The sequence below is a fragment of the Vibrio qingdaonensis genome (genome assembly GCF_026191675.1).
GTDB lineage: Bacteria > Pseudomonadota > Gammaproteobacteria > Enterobacterales > Vibrionaceae > Vibrio > Vibrio qingdaonensis.
The window spans coordinates 1-16,685 of sequence record NZ_JAKRRY010000038.1 but is presented as its reverse complement, the minus strand read 5'-3'; the positions used below and the strand labels follow the sequence as shown (position 1 = coordinate 16,685).

The following is a 16,685-nucleotide window of genomic DNA, read 5'->3' as shown; positions in this document are numbered from 1 at the left end:
ATGACCATAACCTATTAGAGAGACCTATGACGCTTAATCACGATTCAATCAGTATTGTTGCTTCTGACCTAGATGGAACACTACTTGCTCCCAACCACCTGCTCAGCAGTAACACTAAGCAAACACTTAAAGAATTACACGACAAAGGCTACACATTCATTTTCGCAACAGGTCGTCACCATGTAGATGTCGCAGGTATTCGTGAATCAGTTGGTATTCCGGCCTATATGATTACCTCTAACGGCGCGCGAGTGCATGATAAGCAAGATAACCTGCTCTATAGCCAAGATATTGCTGAGTCGCTGGTTCAACGTATTGTCGACGAGTTTAAGGTAGACAGTGAGCTGTTTATTCATATGTATCAAGATGAGCAGTGGCTGCTCAGCCAAGAAGATGAGTACTTCGCTAAATTCCATAGTGAAACAGGGTTTAACTACCAGTTGTTTGATGCTAACCGTGCACCAACACAAGGTATCGCTAAAATTTTTGTGACTCACCCTGATAACAATCACGAGCACTTAGTACAGTTTGAAGATACGTTGCGCGCCAAGTTTGGTGATGCACTCAACATCGCTTTCTCTACACCATGGTGTTTAGAAGTGATGGCAAAGGAAGTGTCCAAGGGTGAAGCACTAAAAGCGGTCGCTGAAACTCTGGGGTTAGGGCTTGAACACTGCATCGCCTTTGGTGATGGCATGAATGATGCTGAAATGCTGACCATGGCAGGTAAAGGCCTTGTGATGGAAAACGCTCACGAAAAAGTCAAAAAAGCCCTGCCAAATAATGAAATCATTGGCACGAATGCCGACGATGCGGTCGCTGAATACCTGAAAAAGCACCTTCTCACACGCGCTTAGCAATACTACTCCTGTGCTCCCCCCTATAGGTTTGGTCACCTGTTTAGAGCATAGGAGTATTTTCCTCTCGCAATTTTTAGCTAATGGATGTGTTTCAAGACCACGCCAACCCGACTTCCAAGTGTTTACCGAGTAAACCGTCGTTTATGCCGCGTTTTGTAATGCACTATTTTTTCCGTTAACGAGAGACTCGATGCTGAATCGCCTGCCACTGTGCCGGTAACACTGGCATCACTGATAATCGGTTCCCCCGCTTCACCAATGGCATATCATTTAGCTCTGCCATCGCTTTGAGAGTGCTCAATGTGAGCACTCGATTGAACTTTTCGACAAATTCAATATCTACCATTAACCAGCGTGGATTGTCTCGAGTCGACTTAGGATCGTAGTAATCACTTTCGGGATCAAACTGAAAATGGTCAACGTAAGCGGCCTTACTAATAATGGCAACACCCGCGACACCAATCGTTTTACAAGACGAGTGGTAAATAAGAACATGATCACCGACCTTCATTTCGTCTCGTATCATGTTGCGAGCCTGATAATTGCGTACGCCTTCCCAACATGAAGTGCCTTGGACACGCAATGTATCAATAGAAAATTCATCTGGCTCTGTTTTAAATAACCAATATGCCATAATAGTCCTTACTTAAATCTACTGACGAAGGAAAGTATCCAATGAAAATGTCACGACTGTCATTAGCCGTTCCACTGGTATTAATACTGCAAGCGTGCTCATCTTTCAATACAACATCAAACGAAGCGACCACCACGCCACTTAGAGCGGAACTTTCTCGTCCAGAAACTATTACCCCACAAAGCTACGTCCTAAGAGGACAAGCGATCGTTGGTCATGAATCTCGAACCATTCAACCCTGTGGCAGTACCCAACAGTATTGGCTTGAACTGCCTAAAGAGGCACGAGAAGCGGCAGAGAAGTTGTCTCGCACGCCTTATCAAGCCCTCTATGCGGAAGTAATTGGCCACTTAGAAGCACCAAGCCACCGCGGGTTTGATTCTGATTACACCGGTCGATTTGTTGTTAAACAAGTCAACCTTATCACGGCAGAAAATCCCAACCGCTGTGACCAACCATTGCGACCAACGCAAGTGTTAGGCAATGAACCATTTTGGCATTTAAAATTCAATACATCAAAAATGGCTCAATTTAGCCAAATGGGTAATGACCCTCAAACACTGGAGCTTGAATCCAAGCAGATCACCCAAAACACTCGTCGTTATGAGTTTGATGATGCCAATCTCACGATGAGCAATAAACTCTGTAACGACACCATGAGTGACAGTGTGTATGGATGGAGCGCCGCCTTAGTGATGGATGACCAACCTCGTCAGGGATGCGCGACCGTATCCAACCGCGATCGCACACTAAGCTGGGTCAACACCTATACGGCACAATCAACAGAGAACACTGGCTTTACCGTCTCAATGACTCTTAATGCCGATCACACTGCCATTACTCGCTACGATTACGCCGACCAATCTCCTGCTACAGAAGAGCGCGGATTTTGGCAGCAACTCAATGACCAACAAGTGCAAGTTGTGATGACTCGCCACCAGCAGCAGTACTTAGTGTCTCAGCGCATCTTTACCCAAGAAGAAGGCTCACTGGTCGCAACGGAAGAAAAGGTAGGGAACATCCTCTATCCAATAAGTAATGGTGGCCTAAGACTCTATAAGAGCCAATGAAGATGAATCAATCCCCACATCTCGCCACAACGTGTGTACGTTGTGGCTTTCAACACAACTGTTACTGCGACGCGATCCCTACGATCACCAGTGATCTTAGCATCACGCTATTAACTCATCCCAATGAGACCTCACGAGCCACCAACACAGGGCAAATCGTCAAACAGTTATTGGCCAATACTCATGTTGATATATGGCAACGAAAAGGGCCAATCCCGTCATATATCGCCTCTAAAGAGCGTCCCTCTATCTGCGAACATAAAGGGAACGCGACGCCCGTCTTGGTGTTTCCTTCAGAAAGTAGTGTTCCGTTGACTCAATGGCAATCACAGCATCCGCGCGGGAGTCACTTCATTTTGCTAGATGCCACTTGGCAAGAAGCGAGGAAGATGTTGAACAGAAGTGAGTGGCTACAAGCGCTCCCTCAAGTCAGCATTACCCCGCCGGCGTCTTCGCAATACCAACTCAGACGAAACCAACAAAGCGGCAATCTGTGCACCTTTGAGGTCGTCGCTCAAATGATCAACGAATTGGAAAGCGACAAAACAGCGCGAACAATGCTCGCTTTTTTTAAAGACTACCTAGCAAGGTATCAAGCCGAACGCTGTGGTCATCGTTTAGACAGGCCATAAATAAACAAGCTGCAGCATTCAAGAAAAAGGCTGAAATAAGAAGTAGAACGTCTTATTCGTTGCCTAACCCGTGTACTAAGCAACAAATAAGAATACAACGCGCTTGGGGTTATATTAAAGACAGCAACGACGCTAACTGGTTAATTTCGATATCCGGTAAGTTCTTCAATCGAGGCGTTGCTCTCGCACTTTTTTCTTTGTCATTGAACCAACATGCACTGAAGCCATGACGTTTGGCGCCCAATACATCTGTAATAACATGATCACCGACATGCAAAATATGTTGGCGGTCGACATTAAGGTACGCCGCGGCTTGAGCAAACATATCTTCATACGGCTTTGCTCGTCCATCGGGACCAGCTTTGAGCACCTGTGAAAAGTATGTCGTTAGCCCGATGGCCTCCACATTAACGTTACCATTGGTGATAGCCACCAATGGTATAACTTGACTCAAACGTTGCAAAACTTGATGTGTTTCATGTGGAACATCAAAGTCGCTGCGCCAAACAAGTACCCGTTGAATTAATTCATCAGCTGCGTGCTGAGCATTGGGCCTATCGTAACCCAATTGCATTAATCCCTGTAAAACCTGCTGCTGACGCCACTGCGTCACGTCATGCTTTAACTCAGGATTTTGCTTAAGCAACTGAAACTTAAAGGCTTGCCACTGTGTTTTATCCCAACGCTGACTAATAGGGTGATGAGAATACAGCCACTGCGATGCTTGCTCCTCAACCTTACGGATCACCGGGTGGTTGTCATATAAGGTATCATCAAGGTCGAATGTCATCGCCTTAATCGTCGGCACATTACGGTAAAAGTACATCATTCAGTCCTTAGTTTGTCTTTTTTGCACGAGGGTGAGCCTGATCATAAGCTTGCGCCAAATGCTGAAAGTCTAAGTGGGTATATATCTGCGTCGTCGAGATATTTTCATGACCTAATAACTCTTGTACGGCCCGCAAGTTATTGCTCGACTCTAGCATGTGGGTTGCAAAAGAGTGGCGCAACTTATGTGGACTAACATGGCTAGCAAGAGACTGTTTCTGTCCCCATTCCGCCATTCTTTTTTGTACACTTCGATGGGAAATTCTCGTCCCTAATTTTGAGACAAATAACGCGGGTTCCCCTGACTTAGCAATACTGCCGCGTAGCTTGAGCCATTTCTTTGCCCACTCAACGGCTTGACCGGAGAAAGGGACCTTGCGCTCTTTATCGCCTTTACCAATCACTCGAATTTCACCACTGGACATATTCAGGTGTTTCACGTCAATGCCGACGAGTTCAGCTAAACGTAACCCCGCACCATACATCATCTCCATGATCGCTCGGTCACGAACGGCTAACGGATCCTCTTCGTTCACTTCGAGCAATTGAGCCATTTCATCAACATCGAGATTTTTCGGCAATGGCCGCTGCTTTCTTGGCGCGCTGACTCCCTTGGCAGGATTAGCGTTCAGCTCCCCACGAAGAATTAGAAAATCAAAAAAGCTGCGCAGTGATGACAGGCGAGTGGCAATGCTGCTCGCTTTCATCCCTTCACGCATACCCTTGCCCGCTAATTGCCGAACCCAACCAGCATCGACCTGAGTCCAATCACTCACCCCCATCTCATAAAGGTGCCCACCCATCGTCTCCAGCTGTTGACGGTAGTTTCGTTGGGTATGAAGGCTGAGCCCTTTCTCACTGCGCAAATATTCGTAAAAGCGCTCTAACGGTTTCTGTAAACAATTAGGCAGTACTTGGTCTGACATTGTCTTCCTCAAGTTGACGCCACTCTAAACTCTCACACAAATACGACAACACCAAGGCAAGATGCCTTAGGAATAACGTATCCATATCAGGTTGGAAGTGGCCACCATCTTCACTAGAAAAGATTAAAAAACCTTGAGCAAATTGGCGTTTAAGGGGTAATACTACGTACGAACCAAGCTCAGGAACGCTAGCATCACCGAAAAGTAACTCTCTATCTGCCTTTCTTAACCGACCAAGGTAAGCATCTTTACCGTTCAGGTGATTGGTCGTAAAACGCTGCCAACTTTCCATTGATAACGAGTCACCACCTTTTTCAGTATTGAGTAGCTTGACGTAACCCTTGAGGTTTAAGTCAAGCGCGGTTTGCGTAATGGCTCTCAGTACACTCTGCAAGTCACGGCATTTCAACAGACTTTCTTGCAGCGACATAAATTCATAAAACGTCTTATCATTGCGTGCTGCGAGCGACATTAGGGTGGTAATTTCTTCCTCTAATGCCTCAATCCGCTCACGGTGTCGCTGCAGTTGAATTCCAACCAATGAGACGGCGCCTTGTTGTTGGTGTGGAAGCGCTAACTTCTCTACTAAGGTTTCTCGACCTTTGAAAAAATCCGGATGATCGGATAGGTACTGCGCTACCACTTCTGCAGTCAGGTGATCAGCTTCAAACTCAGACAAAATGCTTCCCTTTGATTCTTTGTCTCTACTTGTCATTCATTAATGAAGACACGAAAAAATGGCGGACCCGAAAACGGGGTCCGCCATTAGTATAATGGGTTATTGGTTAACTGGAAATTTGCTTAGCAGGAAATCTGTCCATCAAAAACGTGTGTTGCGCTCCCGGTCATAAATAACGGATGCCCCTCACCTTGCCACGCAATACTCAAATCCCCACCAGGGAGTCGAACCGTGACTTTTTCGTCTAGTAAGCCTTGTGCTATACCAACGGCAACCGCGCCACACGCACCACTTCCACATGCTTGGGTTTCCCCCGCACCACGCTCGTAGACACGAAGCTTAATCTCATTGCGGTTCACTACTTGCATAAAGCCAGCGTTCACTTTCTCTGGAAAACGTTCATGTGATTCAAGTAATGGACCCAGTTTCTCAACATTAGCGGTATCGGTATCATCCACCACCGTTACAACATGTGGGTTACCCATACTCACCGCACCACAAAACAAAGTCTGCTCCTCGGCACGCATAATGTAAGTTTTCTCTCTTTGCTTCGCTTTGAATGGGATTTTACTCGGCTCAAACTCTGGTTGACCCATGTTAACGGTGACTAAGTCATTCTCTTCTAACTTGAGTACCATTTTCCCTTTCTTAGTGCTAACACTGATACTGTACTTATTGGTTAGCCCTTTCATTTGTACAAAACGAGCGAAGCAACGCGCACCATTACCACATTGTTCCACTTCACTGCCATCGGCATTAAAAATACGGTAATGAAAATCTGTTTCCGGATCATAAGGCGCTTCAACAATTAATAGCTGATCAAACCCCACACCCGTATGCCTATTCGCTAAGCGGCGAATGAGATCTGGCGAGAAAAACACATTCTGAGTAATACAGTCAACGACCATAAAATCATTACCCAATCCGTGCATTTTAGAAAAATGGAAATGCATAGTTGTTTATTTACTCCGGTAAGATGCTCTCAAGTTCCCACAGACTCGCTAATGTTTCACGCTGACGCACGAGATGAGACTGGTTGCCATCCACCATCACTTCAGCGACTCGAGGCCGTGTATTATAATTCGATGACATCACAAAACCGTAAGCGCCGGCAGAACGCACCGCTAACAAATCATTTTGCTCCAATACCAATGCTCGATCTTTACCAATAAAGTCACCGGTTTCACAAATTGGACCAACTAAATCATAACTTACTGCGTCACCCTGACGAGGGATGACAGGGATAATATCTTGCCACGCTTGATACAACGCTGGACGCATCAAGTCATTCATCGCCGCATCGACAATAGCAAAATTCTTGTGCTCGGTATGCTTTAGGAATTCAACTTTTGTCAATAACACTCCAGCATTGGCTGCAATTGCACGTCCAGGCTCGAAGATGAGCTCCAATTCAGGATGGTTTCCTAATCTGGCTAATAGGGCTTTTGCGTAGTCCGATGGCTGTGGCGGAAGTTCATCACGATACACAACCCCTAACCCACCACCAACATCTAAATGACGAATGTTGACACCATCTTCGCGCAGCTGGTCAATGAGCGCTAAAAGTCTATCCGTCGCATCGATAAAAGGTTCAATGTCGGTGAGCTGAGAGCCTATGTGGCAATCAATGCCTTGTACCGAAAGGTGCGTTAAACTCTGGGCAAACTTATACACGTCTGCAGCACGATCAAAAGCAATACCAAACTTGTTATCACGTAAACCCGTGGAAATGTAAGGGTGGGTATGCGCATCAACATCAGGGTTAATTCGAAGAGAAATAGGCGCGATAACATCCAGCTCACTTGCCACCTGATTTAAACGCTCCAGTTCTGGCTCTGATTCTACATTGAAACACTTAATTCCCAGCTCTAAAGCACGACGCATTTCTTGAGCCGTTTTACCGACACCAGAAAAAACCACTTTAGCCGGATCCCCTCCAGCAGCAACAACACGTTCTAGCTCTCCACCGGAAACGATGTCAAATCCAGAGCCAAGGCGGGCCAGTGTATTAAGCACGCCTAAATTAGAGTTAGCCTTTACCGCATAACAAACCAAATGTGGGTGCTCACCAACCGATTTGTCAAACGCATTCCAGTGGCGTTCAAGCGTCGCTCGAGAATAAACATACAAAGGTGTGCCATATTGCTGCGCAAGTTGTGTTAGTGACGTATTTTCAGCCCATAGCTGGCCATCGTCCTGATAGTTGAAGTAATCCAAATCGAGTATTCCTTTAAAATATGGCGATGACTATTGCGTCTGCTCTGTTGCCGGGGCTTCATCAGCTGGTATGTAAAGTGGACCCGTTTGCCCACAACCAGCTAACATTACTGCCACGAGCATAAATATTGCCGTGATCGTCTTTTTCATTTTGCATATCGTGATTATTAATTCAATGCCCCCTATAATCGCACCACGAAATAGAAAAGCAATAGGATAACAAAATGAACGACACGGAATTTCATCAACTCGTCGATGCTCAAATGCAAATCATTGAAGAAGCTATCGATGATTCTGGTGCAGACATTGATTATGAGGTCTCAGGCAACGTAATGACGTTGGAATTTGAAAACCGCAGCCAGATCATCATCAATCGCCAAGAGCCAATGCATGAAATCTGGCTTGCGTCTAAATCGGGTGGCTTTCACTTTAAATGGGTGGAGAGCAACTGGATCTGCTCTCGCTCAGGTGAAGAACTCATGAAAATGGTTAAATCTGAATGCGAAAAGCATGCAGATGAAGAGATCGAATGGGTTTAAAGGTTTACAGCCTTCGATGTTCTTGAGTTGGGTGAAGCGTCATTTCGATAAGGGATGACATATGCTTCCCCTTCTTCTGGATGAATAATCTGGTAATACTGCGGCAAGTTGAAGTTAATTAACTTATTCGCCATTCCGTCGTTTTGATTGACGTTAGAGGTATAAAAACTATTCACACTGGCGATCATCTCATCTTTGCTACCACGCATTTGATGATAAACCTCAACCTGATTCGCTTCATCCAAAACAAAGATATTGAAACCATTATCAGTATTTTCAAAAAAGAACTGAATCAACCCTTCACTCGCAAAGCCATCTACTGCTTGCGGCAATTGGAATTCATCTTCTCGGTCGAGCATTAACAACGGTGAGCCTTGTAGCTTGTTCGTTGAAATACTACGGTAAAAGTCGACAGAGTTTTCAAGTTTTTGAACCGAGACACCGCGACGTTCAAAAAACAACCCATACATTTGGTTTGCCAATTTAATGGCTTTAAAGCGACGACGCTTCTCTTGGTCAACGGGCTTTAAGCGCATTTCAATACACTCAGCTAACAGCTGATAAATAGTATTTCGCAATACACCACGTAAGTTCTTACTATAACAAAAGACATCCACAGACTCTGGAGGTAGCGCATCTTGGTGCATTTTTCCCAAAATCGTTTTTAGCGCATCCAACATCGCTGTATCGCCCTTAAAGTGTAGCGTTCGAACTTCATGCCATGAATTTCGGTACACGAGATCGACCGATCCCACGAGGCTTTGTCCCTCTTCACCAAAACTAAAAATATCGACACTTTTTAAGTCAACTTTCGATGATTTCCCCGATAACGTACTTGTTGGATCGCTTTCAAAATTGATGAACATCGCTAGCTGACTCACTTCACATGGGCTCGCCAAAGCTTGCATACTTGGACGACGTTTACGAAGCGAGAAGGTGTTTCGCAGATCACTCACCATTTGATAAAACTTATCAATATCGATGTGCGCATCACGAACCACTGAATTCAGGTGTGTTGATTCCGTAATAAGGCCATTAAAGAAGGCCCACGATACCAATTTACTCAAATATTCATTGTGCTGCAGTGCAGGTTGCCCTAATAAGCGATGAGCAATTAAAGGCTGTTTATATAAATACCATCCCGATTGATAATTCTTTCCTTCTTTCACTTCAATGAAGCTGAGATCTGGCTCGTGCAAATCTGGCGAGATCTGAGGATTCAATAAAGTAACTTTACCAGGAAGCACTTCAAACGCGGCATACAGCTTACGCGCCAAAATACTGATATCTTGGGGGCTAATCGCTGAAGTAATATCGTTGCGACGAGCAAACTGGATTAAGTTTCGGTAGCTCAGCATCAACGCATCAAGCAAAGCGTTATGCACGACCATGACTTGCTCTACTTTCCAATTACGTCGGTTATCAAGCTCTTCTAATACCGATTGCGGCCATTGCCATTCAGCCGTCATTAAGCCCAACGCTTCACGACGCCAAGGAACAGAGCCCACACCCGGCTCCCTAGAAAGCTTTTCATGGGTTTTCAAATAGAAACAACGGCGAACGAGATCAAGGCGAGTATGGTCACCAATTCGAACTAAATAACGCGTGACTTTTTCCAGCATTAAATAATACGCATCCATCCCATAAAGGTCAGGCTCATGGGCAAAAAATCGACGTTTAGTATCAATACTCAATAACTGAGTATGCGGGTATTCCCATGAATATGCTTCAAGAAGAATCGCTTTTAAAACGGATTTATATGGAGAGTCGATACTCTTATAAAGCTGCCATAAGCTGGAACCAAAGTACTCTTCCGCAGGAATTCGATTCAATCTACCAAAATCAATCCACTCATCGCAGTTGATGTAGCCGCCGTCACAAAGCTGTGTGACATACTCATCGTAGCACTCTTCCATTTCTGGTGGGACGATTTGCCACAACAAACGTTGTCCGCCCAGTCGAACAGCAGAACGGTAAAATTCATCTAATAAAAGAAGGTGCTGAGACGAACCACAATTATCTCCGGTCATCTCTTCTGAAACATTACTACGAAAACGCTCTTCATCCATCAAAAAGAAGTTCGCTTCAACGCCTAGACCTTGCGCCCAATCCGTGATCAATAAGCACTTATTACTGAGTTTTTCTCGTGCATCCGTCGACATGTCAGGGGAAATACACACCCAAATATCAAGATCGCTTGATGTACTTTGACCAATAGATGATGTACTACCCATGGTATAAAGACCAAGGATGTCCGTCTGCTTTGGTGGGGGAAGAGGCTGACCCAGCGCTAGCTGAATATCGTCAATAAATTGCTGCTGAAGAGAATTAGATTCAAAGCCATAAAGTCCACTAGGAGTAGAGCCTTCGAAATAGCCAGGAATAATTGGATGGTTAAAATGGAATAAAGCCGGGATGAGCTGGAATACACGCTGCCCTTGCAGATCCATAAGCGCCAGCGCGCGCTCAATACGCTGCTGATTAAGGTTATCTAGCCTTTGGATAAGAGTATCAGTGTAAGCCTGCAAAGGTTATTCCTAGGTTGGACCCAACTGCTAATTCGCGTGGATCTTAAACAATTACCGCCTCAAAACGTGATCAATGTAACACTTTTCTCATGACTGGTAAAGCAATACTCCGCTAGATAGCACCAGCATTAAGCCCAGATTACAACGAGTGCTGAGACTGGGCCGACCACCTACAATTCTAACAGTAGTCGCCGCATCAAATGCGATTAATCTCACACTATTAGTAATCTTTGTGATATTAGACACAAGACCCTAATTTGCGAGCGGGGAAATCACTAATCATTTAATAGAGACAGTGATAGGATTAATCCCATTACCAAGATGAAATGCAAACGAGAACGACATGACTCAAGCGACACCTATTCGAATTGCTACCCGAAAAAGCCCTCTAGCCTTATGGCAAGCTCACTATGTAAAAGATGCTCTCATCGCCGCTCACCCAGGTCTTGAGGTGGAGCTAGTCACTATGGTCACTAAAGGCGATATTATTCTTGATACCCCACTGGCGAAAGTCGGCGGTAAAGGCTTATTCGTAAAAGAACTTGAAGTGGCCATGCTTGAGGGCCGTGCAGATCTCGCGGTCCATTCTATGAAAGACGTCCCTGTCGACTTTCCTGAAGGGCTTGGTTTAGTCACTATTTGTGAACGAGAAGACCCTCGCGACGCATTTGTATCCAATACGCATCAAGATCTCGATGCACTGCCAAAAGGTGCGGTTGTCGGTACTTGTAGCCTCCGCCGCCAGTGCCAAATTAAAGAACGTCGTCCTGATATCGAAATCAAAGAACTACGCGGCAATGTAGGGACTCGCCTAGGAAAGCTAGACAACGGTGACTATGACGCGATTATCCTTGCAGCAGCAGGATTAAAGCGCCTAAAACTAGAATCCAGAATTCGTAGTTTCATTGAGCCAGAGGCATCATTACCGGCCGTGGGTCAAGGAGCCGTTGGTATTGAATGTCGCCTTGATGATCAAAGGTTAATCGATCTCCTGCAACCTCTTAACCACAAAGATACCGCCGATCGCGTCCTGTGTGAGCGAGCAATGAATCTGACACTAGAAGGTGGGTGCCAAGTTCCTATCGGCAGCTACTCACTACTGGATGGTGATAACATCTGGCTACGAGCCTTAGTGGGTGAACCTGACGGTTCTTTAATTGTGCGTGGGGAGATTCACGGTAAACGCTCAGATGCAGAAGCACTTGGTATCCAACTAGCTAACCAGCTACTAGCCCAAGGAGCCAAAGACATTTTAGAAAAACTCTACCAAGACCACGAGTAATCACTGGTGAAAGTGCTAGTAACACGCCCTGGCGCGCAAGGGCTTGAACTATGCCAACTCATTGAAAATATGGGGGGCTTCGCCCTCCATCATCCTCTTATTGACATCATACCTTGTAAACCTAATGGCAACGTTAGCCGTCAGATCCAAGATGCAGACATCATTATTGCCGTCAGCCAACATGCTGTCATCAATGCCCATCACATCCTATTGGAATCTGGCTCGACATGGCCTGCAAACCGAATTTATCTTGGGGTTGGTCAAAAAACCGCACATGAATTAAGCAATACTTGTAAACAAAACGTACACTACCCGACAACAAGTGATAGCGAGCACCTGCTGAATCTACCTGAATTAAAGGATGTTTCGGGAAAAACCATCGTCATTCTTCGAGGTAATGGCGGACGTGAGTTGATTCATCAACAACTGACTCAAAGAGGCGCTAAGGTACTCTACCTTGAAGTCTATCAACGCCAATTTATCCCTATCTCTTCTAATAACTTGGATAAATGGCAATCACTATCACTTGAAACTATCATCGTAACAAGTGGTGAACAACTCGATTATTTGATCGCGCAAACACCAGAGCCAGCCTACGCTTGGCTGACCCAATTAACGCTATTGGTTCCGAGTGAACGAATCGCCAAGTTTGCAACGATGCACGAATTTCGCAACGTAATAACGACAAAAGGTGCATCACACTCAACAATACTTGCTGCTCTCCAGCGCTTAGATACAGGACTTAAGCATGACGAACAAGAATAAAGACGAGCAATCTCCGTCAAACGATCAACAAGACGTCAAGGCACTAGCCCCTGAGAATTCAACTAAAGAATCTCAAGTCGAACCCGCCATAACAACACCTCAGACACCACCGTCATCGAAAGAGCCTGAGTTTGAAGAAAAACAAGGTAAGCGCGGGGTCAAACTGGGTACTGTCGCTATCGTACTTGCTGTCATTTTTGGTGGTGGGCTCAGTTATCAAATACAACAACAAACAAGTAACTATGAAACCCGCATCGCCGAACTAGAATCACAACTTAAGGCAACTCAAACCAACGTTTCTAGCGATATGGAACAAATCAAAACACAAACACTAGAACAAGCCAAAACAGTCGCCCATAAAGCCGAAGTCATCTTAGCTCAGCAACAGAAAAGTATTCAAAGCCTGCAGTTAGCCGTTGCGGACGTAAAAGGACGCCGTCCTAATGATTGGCTACTCGCTGAAGCTGACTATTTGGTTAAGCTCGCTGGACGTAAACTGTTTTTAGAACACGATGTGGTGAGCGCAACTCGTCTTATGGAGTCTGCCGATCAACGTATTGCTGCGCTTAATGACCCAAGTCTAGTCGCCTTAAGACAATCTATGGCCAACGATATTACCAAACTTAGGATGGTCCCTCTCATCGATCGTGATGGGCTAGTACTCCGACTGACTTCCTTACAGCAACAGGTTGATAGCCTTCCTCTTGCCAATGCAATACTGCCTGAAGCTCCAGAGGTACAGAAACAGCAAGTTTCGGGCGATATTTACGACTGGCAAGATAACTTGATGACCTCACTAAAAGACTTTTCTGAGAACTTCATCACCTTCCGTTCTCGTGACGGCAACGTCATTCCTTTGCTCTCTCCATCTCAGCACTTTTATCTGAGAGAGAATATTAAATCTAAAATTGAAACGGCGATTCGCGCCATTTATCAAGAGCAAGGTGAAATCTATAAAGTATCATTACAAGCGGCTGAACAGTGGTCGACATCTTTCTTTGACCAAGATAATAATGCCGTAAAAGAATTTGATGCCACCCTTAGCAAGCTAAGCACCCAAAACATTCAAGTCGACTACCCAGTTAAGCTAGAAACCCAAGCTCAACTTTCTGACGTCATCACAGATCGCCTACGTCGTGAGGTCACCACAATCATCACGGAGGAGAAATAATGATTCGAATTCTATTTCTTTTCGCCGTTTTAGGCGCGGGACTATTTGCTGGTACGCAGTTTTCCGGTCAACAGGGCTATGTCTTAATATCTATAGCGAATCAGACCATTGAGATGAGCGTTACCACACTGGTCATTTTTGTCATGGCAACGCTAGCTGCTCTTTTTCTACTGGAATACATCGTAAAGAAAATTTTCTACACCAGTGTTTCTACCTTCAATTACTTCAGTGTAAGAAAAATGCGCCGATCTCGCCGTTACACTAACGAAGGCATCATTAAACTACTTGAAGGGGACTGGAAGGCAGCAGAGAAAAAAGTGACTCGCTGGGCAAATCATCATGATATGCCACTTTTGTGCTACCTCGTCGCTTCAGAGGCAGCACTTGGTCAAGGCGACAAGGCTAAGCGAGACTACTATTTAGCCTTAGCAGCCAAGCAACAAGACTCTCAGCTTGCCGTTGACCTTACCAAAGCAAAGCAGGCTGTTCGTGAAGAAGAACATGAACTCGCATTGCCAATATTGGAGTCTTTACAACAGAATTACCCGCACAATACCATCGTGCTAGGCCTACTTAAAACAACGTACCGCGCCTTAGAAGAATGGCAAGCTCTGCTTGATTTATTGCCTAAACTTAAAAAAGCAAAAATGATCGACGAGTCTGAGTTCAGTGCACTAGAAGAACGCTCTCAGTGCGGCCTTTTGGAAGATATTGCCTCCCAACAAGGGAGTGAAGGGTTGATTTCTCATTGGGATAAGCTACCAAGAAAGACACGGCAAAGTGCCCATCTTGTAGGCTGCTTTACCAAGCAACTCATTGCGAGAAAATCAGATACCGAAGCGTTTACTGTCATCAAAGAAGCATTAAAGAAACAATCTCATGATGAGCTTTATACCCTTTTACCAGAACTTAACCTGCCGGACTCATACCCGGCTGTTGTGTTGCTAGAGGATACACTGAAAAAGAACCCAAATAGTGCCAACGCACATAGTGCGCTTGCTCAGTTCTATTTCCGTGAAGAAAAATGGGCTGACTCTCAACGCCACTTAGAACAAGCGCTTTCACTACGCCCAGATGTCTCTGATTATGCGTATCTAGCAGACACACTAGAAAAACAAAACATGACAAAAGCGGCTGGAGAAGTTTCTCGCAAAGCCTTAACGCTCATAGAAAGATAAAATTAATGACCAATACAATGCCTCCTAAAAGTGGAGGCATTTTCGTCTCTAACATAGATCACAAGCCATGCCGCTCTAGCGCTCGATTTGTCAATCTCATGGTAAAATCATTCACCTTCCAATGAGTCGGACACCAACCTAGTAAAAAGCGCTGAAAATCAGCCCAAGCCACGTCAAAAAGTTCACTCCAAGCATCACATACCACGGCACCATCAATTTCTGGCTGATGACGTTTCAAGGCAGCTTTTAAAGCATGGAAATAACAAGATAAGTAAGGCACAAGTGACAGATTTTCGTCTTCAAAATCAACAACGCTTGTTAAAAATAGAACAACGTCTTTAACACCCACGCTAGCACCAACATACTGAAAATCTACAGCAGACACCAGTTCTCCAGAGTCATCAAAACAGAAGTTGGCAAGTTTAGCGTCACCGTGAATAAAAGTTTGATAAGGACACGCTTCCATCAGTTTATCTAAAGTAGCCGCTGCCCGCTGATAGCGTTTATCCGCCATTGCAGCAAGTTCATCCGGTCTAGTCTCTAAATGCCAATACGAACCTTGCTCCCACAACCCCTGAGGATTTTCCCCTAACCAAAATGCATGAAACTCTGCAAGCCAATGTAATACCGAAAACACCTCTACCTGAGTCGGTTTGGTAACCACACGGCCTCGTCCAATCTGATGAAGATCTTGTAACAGCAAAAAATAATGACTCTCGGCTTCTGAGTTCCCTAAACATTTAGGAATCCAGCCAATCGGCATTCTTTCACCGTAATGAGCATACCAATGAAACTCAACTTGGTAGGACTGTCGTTTACGCTGATGCGATAGTAACGTACTCCATCCTCTAGGGTGCGTAAGCGGTGCGAGCTCTGGTAGTTGAATATGCTTAACAATAAGGTGGTTAGAGTGGTGAGTATTCTTGGTCTCCACTCGCAACAACCCACCATAATCTCCCCATAGCTGATGGATTTGTTGCACTGAATCAATAGCGTAGCCAGGCTCCAAAAGAGAAGAAATTTTTTGGTTTAACCATACAACGTCAACATCCATACATTTATCACCTAGCCTCAATTACAAGATTACTATTAAGTGCTTATTGTAATGGCAGTAGATCCGATATCGAAGAAGTCTTTTTGTACGAGGTCTCGAGTGAAGATAGATAATGCTTGCGAGGTATATTTTAGATAGCAAAAAGCCCGCTGAAAATCAGCGGGCTTTTTTAATAGTGGCGGAGGGATAGGGATTTGAACCCTAGAAGGGCTATTAACCCTTGCCGGTTTTCAAGACCGGTGCTTTCGACCACTCAGCCATCCCTCCGCAAATTGTTATCTAAATAAAGTCTTAATTTGTATGCTTTAGTAGATATTTGTTC

17 protein-coding genes and 1 tRNA gene are annotated in these 16,685 nt (G+C 45.0%); 8 read left to right on the top strand and 10 right to left on the bottom strand.

Annotated features, from left to right (window positions below; all coding sequences use genetic code 11):
* Positions 1–26: 26 nt before the first annotated feature.
* Positions 27–857 (top strand): Cof-type HAD-IIB family hydrolase, encoded by an 831-nt coding sequence (locus MD535_RS20840; protein ID WP_265676947.1) that lies wholly within the window; start codon positions 27–29, stop codon positions 855–857.
* A 178-nt stretch (positions 858–1,035) separates the two neighbouring features.
* On the opposite strand, the gene MD535_RS20835 is transcribed toward MD535_RS20840, so the two are convergent.
* Positions 1,036–1,494, bottom strand: coding sequence for an EVE domain-containing protein (locus MD535_RS20835; RefSeq protein ID WP_265676946.1), 459 nt, complete (start codon positions 1,492–1,494; stop codon positions 1,036–1,038).
* A 41-nt stretch (positions 1,495–1,535) separates the two neighbouring features.
* Here MD535_RS20835 and MD535_RS20830 point away from each other — a divergent pair, with 41 nt between their 5' ends.
* Both MD535_RS20830 and MD535_RS20825 read left to right on the top strand, forming a co-directional pair.
* A complete protein-coding gene (locus MD535_RS20830; RefSeq protein ID WP_265676945.1) occupies positions 1,536–2,564 on the top strand; it encodes a COG3650 family protein in 1,029 nt (342 codons plus the stop codon).
* Positions 2,565–2,566: 2 nt separating this feature from the next.
* Positions 2,567–3,196, top strand: coding sequence for a tRNA-uridine aminocarboxypropyltransferase (locus MD535_RS20825; protein WP_265676944.1), 630 nt, complete (start codon positions 2,567–2,569; stop codon positions 3,194–3,196).
* A 109-nt stretch (positions 3,197–3,305) separates the two neighbouring features.
* Here the strand turns inward: MD535_RS20825 and yigB are convergent, their stop codons facing one another.
* The 6 genes from yigB to lptM form a co-directional block, all read right to left on the bottom strand.
* Positions 3,306–4,022 carry a 5-amino-6-(5-phospho-D-ribitylamino)uracil phosphatase YigB gene (gene yigB, locus MD535_RS20820; RefSeq protein ID WP_265676985.1) on the bottom strand — a complete coding sequence of 239 codons (717 nt, stop codon included), beginning with the start codon at positions 4,020–4,022 and terminating at the stop codon, positions 3,306–3,308.
* Positions 4,023–4,032: 10 nt separating this feature from the next.
* Positions 4,033–4,950, bottom strand: coding sequence for a tyrosine recombinase XerC (gene xerC / locus MD535_RS20815; RefSeq protein ID WP_265676943.1), 918 nt, complete (start codon positions 4,948–4,950; stop codon positions 4,033–4,035).
* The gene (locus MD535_RS20810) at positions 4,928–5,629 is read right to left on the bottom strand and encodes a DUF484 family protein (RefSeq protein WP_265676942.1); all 702 of its coding nucleotides are present in this window, start codon (positions 5,627–5,629) and stop codon (positions 4,928–4,930) included. Before MD535_RS20810 ends, xerC begins: the two co-directional genes overlap by 23 nt.
* A 122-nt stretch (positions 5,630–5,751) precedes the next feature.
* Positions 5,752–6,582, bottom strand: a complete 831-nt coding sequence (gene dapF / locus MD535_RS20805; protein WP_265676941.1) for a diaminopimelate epimerase — start codon at positions 6,580–6,582, stop codon at positions 5,752–5,754.
* A 10-nt stretch (positions 6,583–6,592) separates the two neighbouring features.
* Complete coding sequence (lysA, locus tag MD535_RS20800; RefSeq protein ID WP_265676940.1) at positions 6,593–7,846, bottom strand: diaminopimelate decarboxylase; 1,254 nt, start codon at positions 7,844–7,846, stop codon at positions 6,593–6,595.
* A gap of 30 nt (positions 7,847–7,876) precedes the next feature.
* Positions 7,877–7,996, bottom strand: coding sequence for an LPS translocon maturation chaperone LptM (lptM, locus tag MD535_RS26435; protein ID WP_455433340.1), 120 nt, complete (start codon positions 7,994–7,996; stop codon positions 7,877–7,879).
* 74 nt (positions 7,997–8,070) lie between these two features.
* On the opposite strand from lptM, the gene cyaY reads away from it, so the two are divergent.
* The gene (cyaY, locus tag MD535_RS20790) at positions 8,071–8,385 is read left to right on the top strand and encodes an iron donor protein CyaY (RefSeq protein WP_265676939.1); all 315 of its coding nucleotides are present in this window, start codon (positions 8,071–8,073) and stop codon (positions 8,383–8,385) included.
* Here cyaY and MD535_RS20785 read toward each other — a convergent pair.
* Entirely contained in the window at positions 8,382–10,913 is a 2,532-nt protein-coding gene (locus tag MD535_RS20785; RefSeq protein ID WP_265676938.1) for a class I adenylate cyclase, read from the bottom strand. The genes cyaY and MD535_RS20785 overlap by 4 nt on opposite strands.
* Before the next feature lie 343 nt (positions 10,914–11,256).
* Here MD535_RS20785 and hemC point away from each other — a divergent pair, with 343 nt between their 5' ends.
* The 4 genes from hemC to MD535_RS20765 are packed head-to-tail and all read left to right on the top strand — an operon-like array spanning position 11,257 to position 15,309.
* Complete coding sequence (hemC, locus tag MD535_RS20780) at positions 11,257–12,195, top strand: hydroxymethylbilane synthase (protein WP_265676937.1); 939 nt, start codon at positions 11,257–11,259, stop codon at positions 12,193–12,195.
* A gap of 6 nt (positions 12,196–12,201) precedes the next feature.
* Positions 12,202–12,960: a uroporphyrinogen-III synthase gene (locus tag MD535_RS20775; protein WP_265676936.1), complete on the top strand. Its 759-nt coding sequence runs from the start codon at positions 12,202–12,204 to the stop codon at positions 12,958–12,960.
* On the top strand, positions 12,944–14,131 hold the full coding sequence (locus MD535_RS20770; RefSeq protein WP_265676935.1) for a uroporphyrinogen-III C-methyltransferase: 1,188 nt from the start codon (positions 12,944–12,946) through the stop codon (positions 14,129–14,131). The genes MD535_RS20775 and MD535_RS20770 overlap by 17 nt, the downstream gene beginning before the upstream one ends.
* A complete protein-coding gene (locus MD535_RS20765) occupies positions 14,131–15,309 on the top strand; it encodes a heme biosynthesis protein HemY (RefSeq protein WP_265676934.1) in 1,179 nt (392 codons plus the stop codon). Before MD535_RS20770 ends, MD535_RS20765 begins: the two co-directional genes overlap by 1 nt.
* Positions 15,310–15,367: 58 nt before the next feature.
* Here MD535_RS20765 and MD535_RS20760 read toward each other — a convergent pair whose 3' ends face one another.
* Together MD535_RS20760 and MD535_RS20755 are read right to left on the bottom strand one after the other, a co-directional pair.
* Complete coding sequence (locus tag MD535_RS20760) at positions 15,368–16,363, bottom strand: phosphotransferase (RefSeq protein ID WP_265676933.1); 996 nt, start codon at positions 16,361–16,363, stop codon at positions 15,368–15,370.
* A gap of 176 nt (positions 16,364–16,539) precedes the next feature.
* Positions 16,540–16,630, bottom strand: a tRNA-Ser gene (locus MD535_RS20755).
* Between the last annotated feature and the right edge of the window lie 55 nt (positions 16,631–16,685).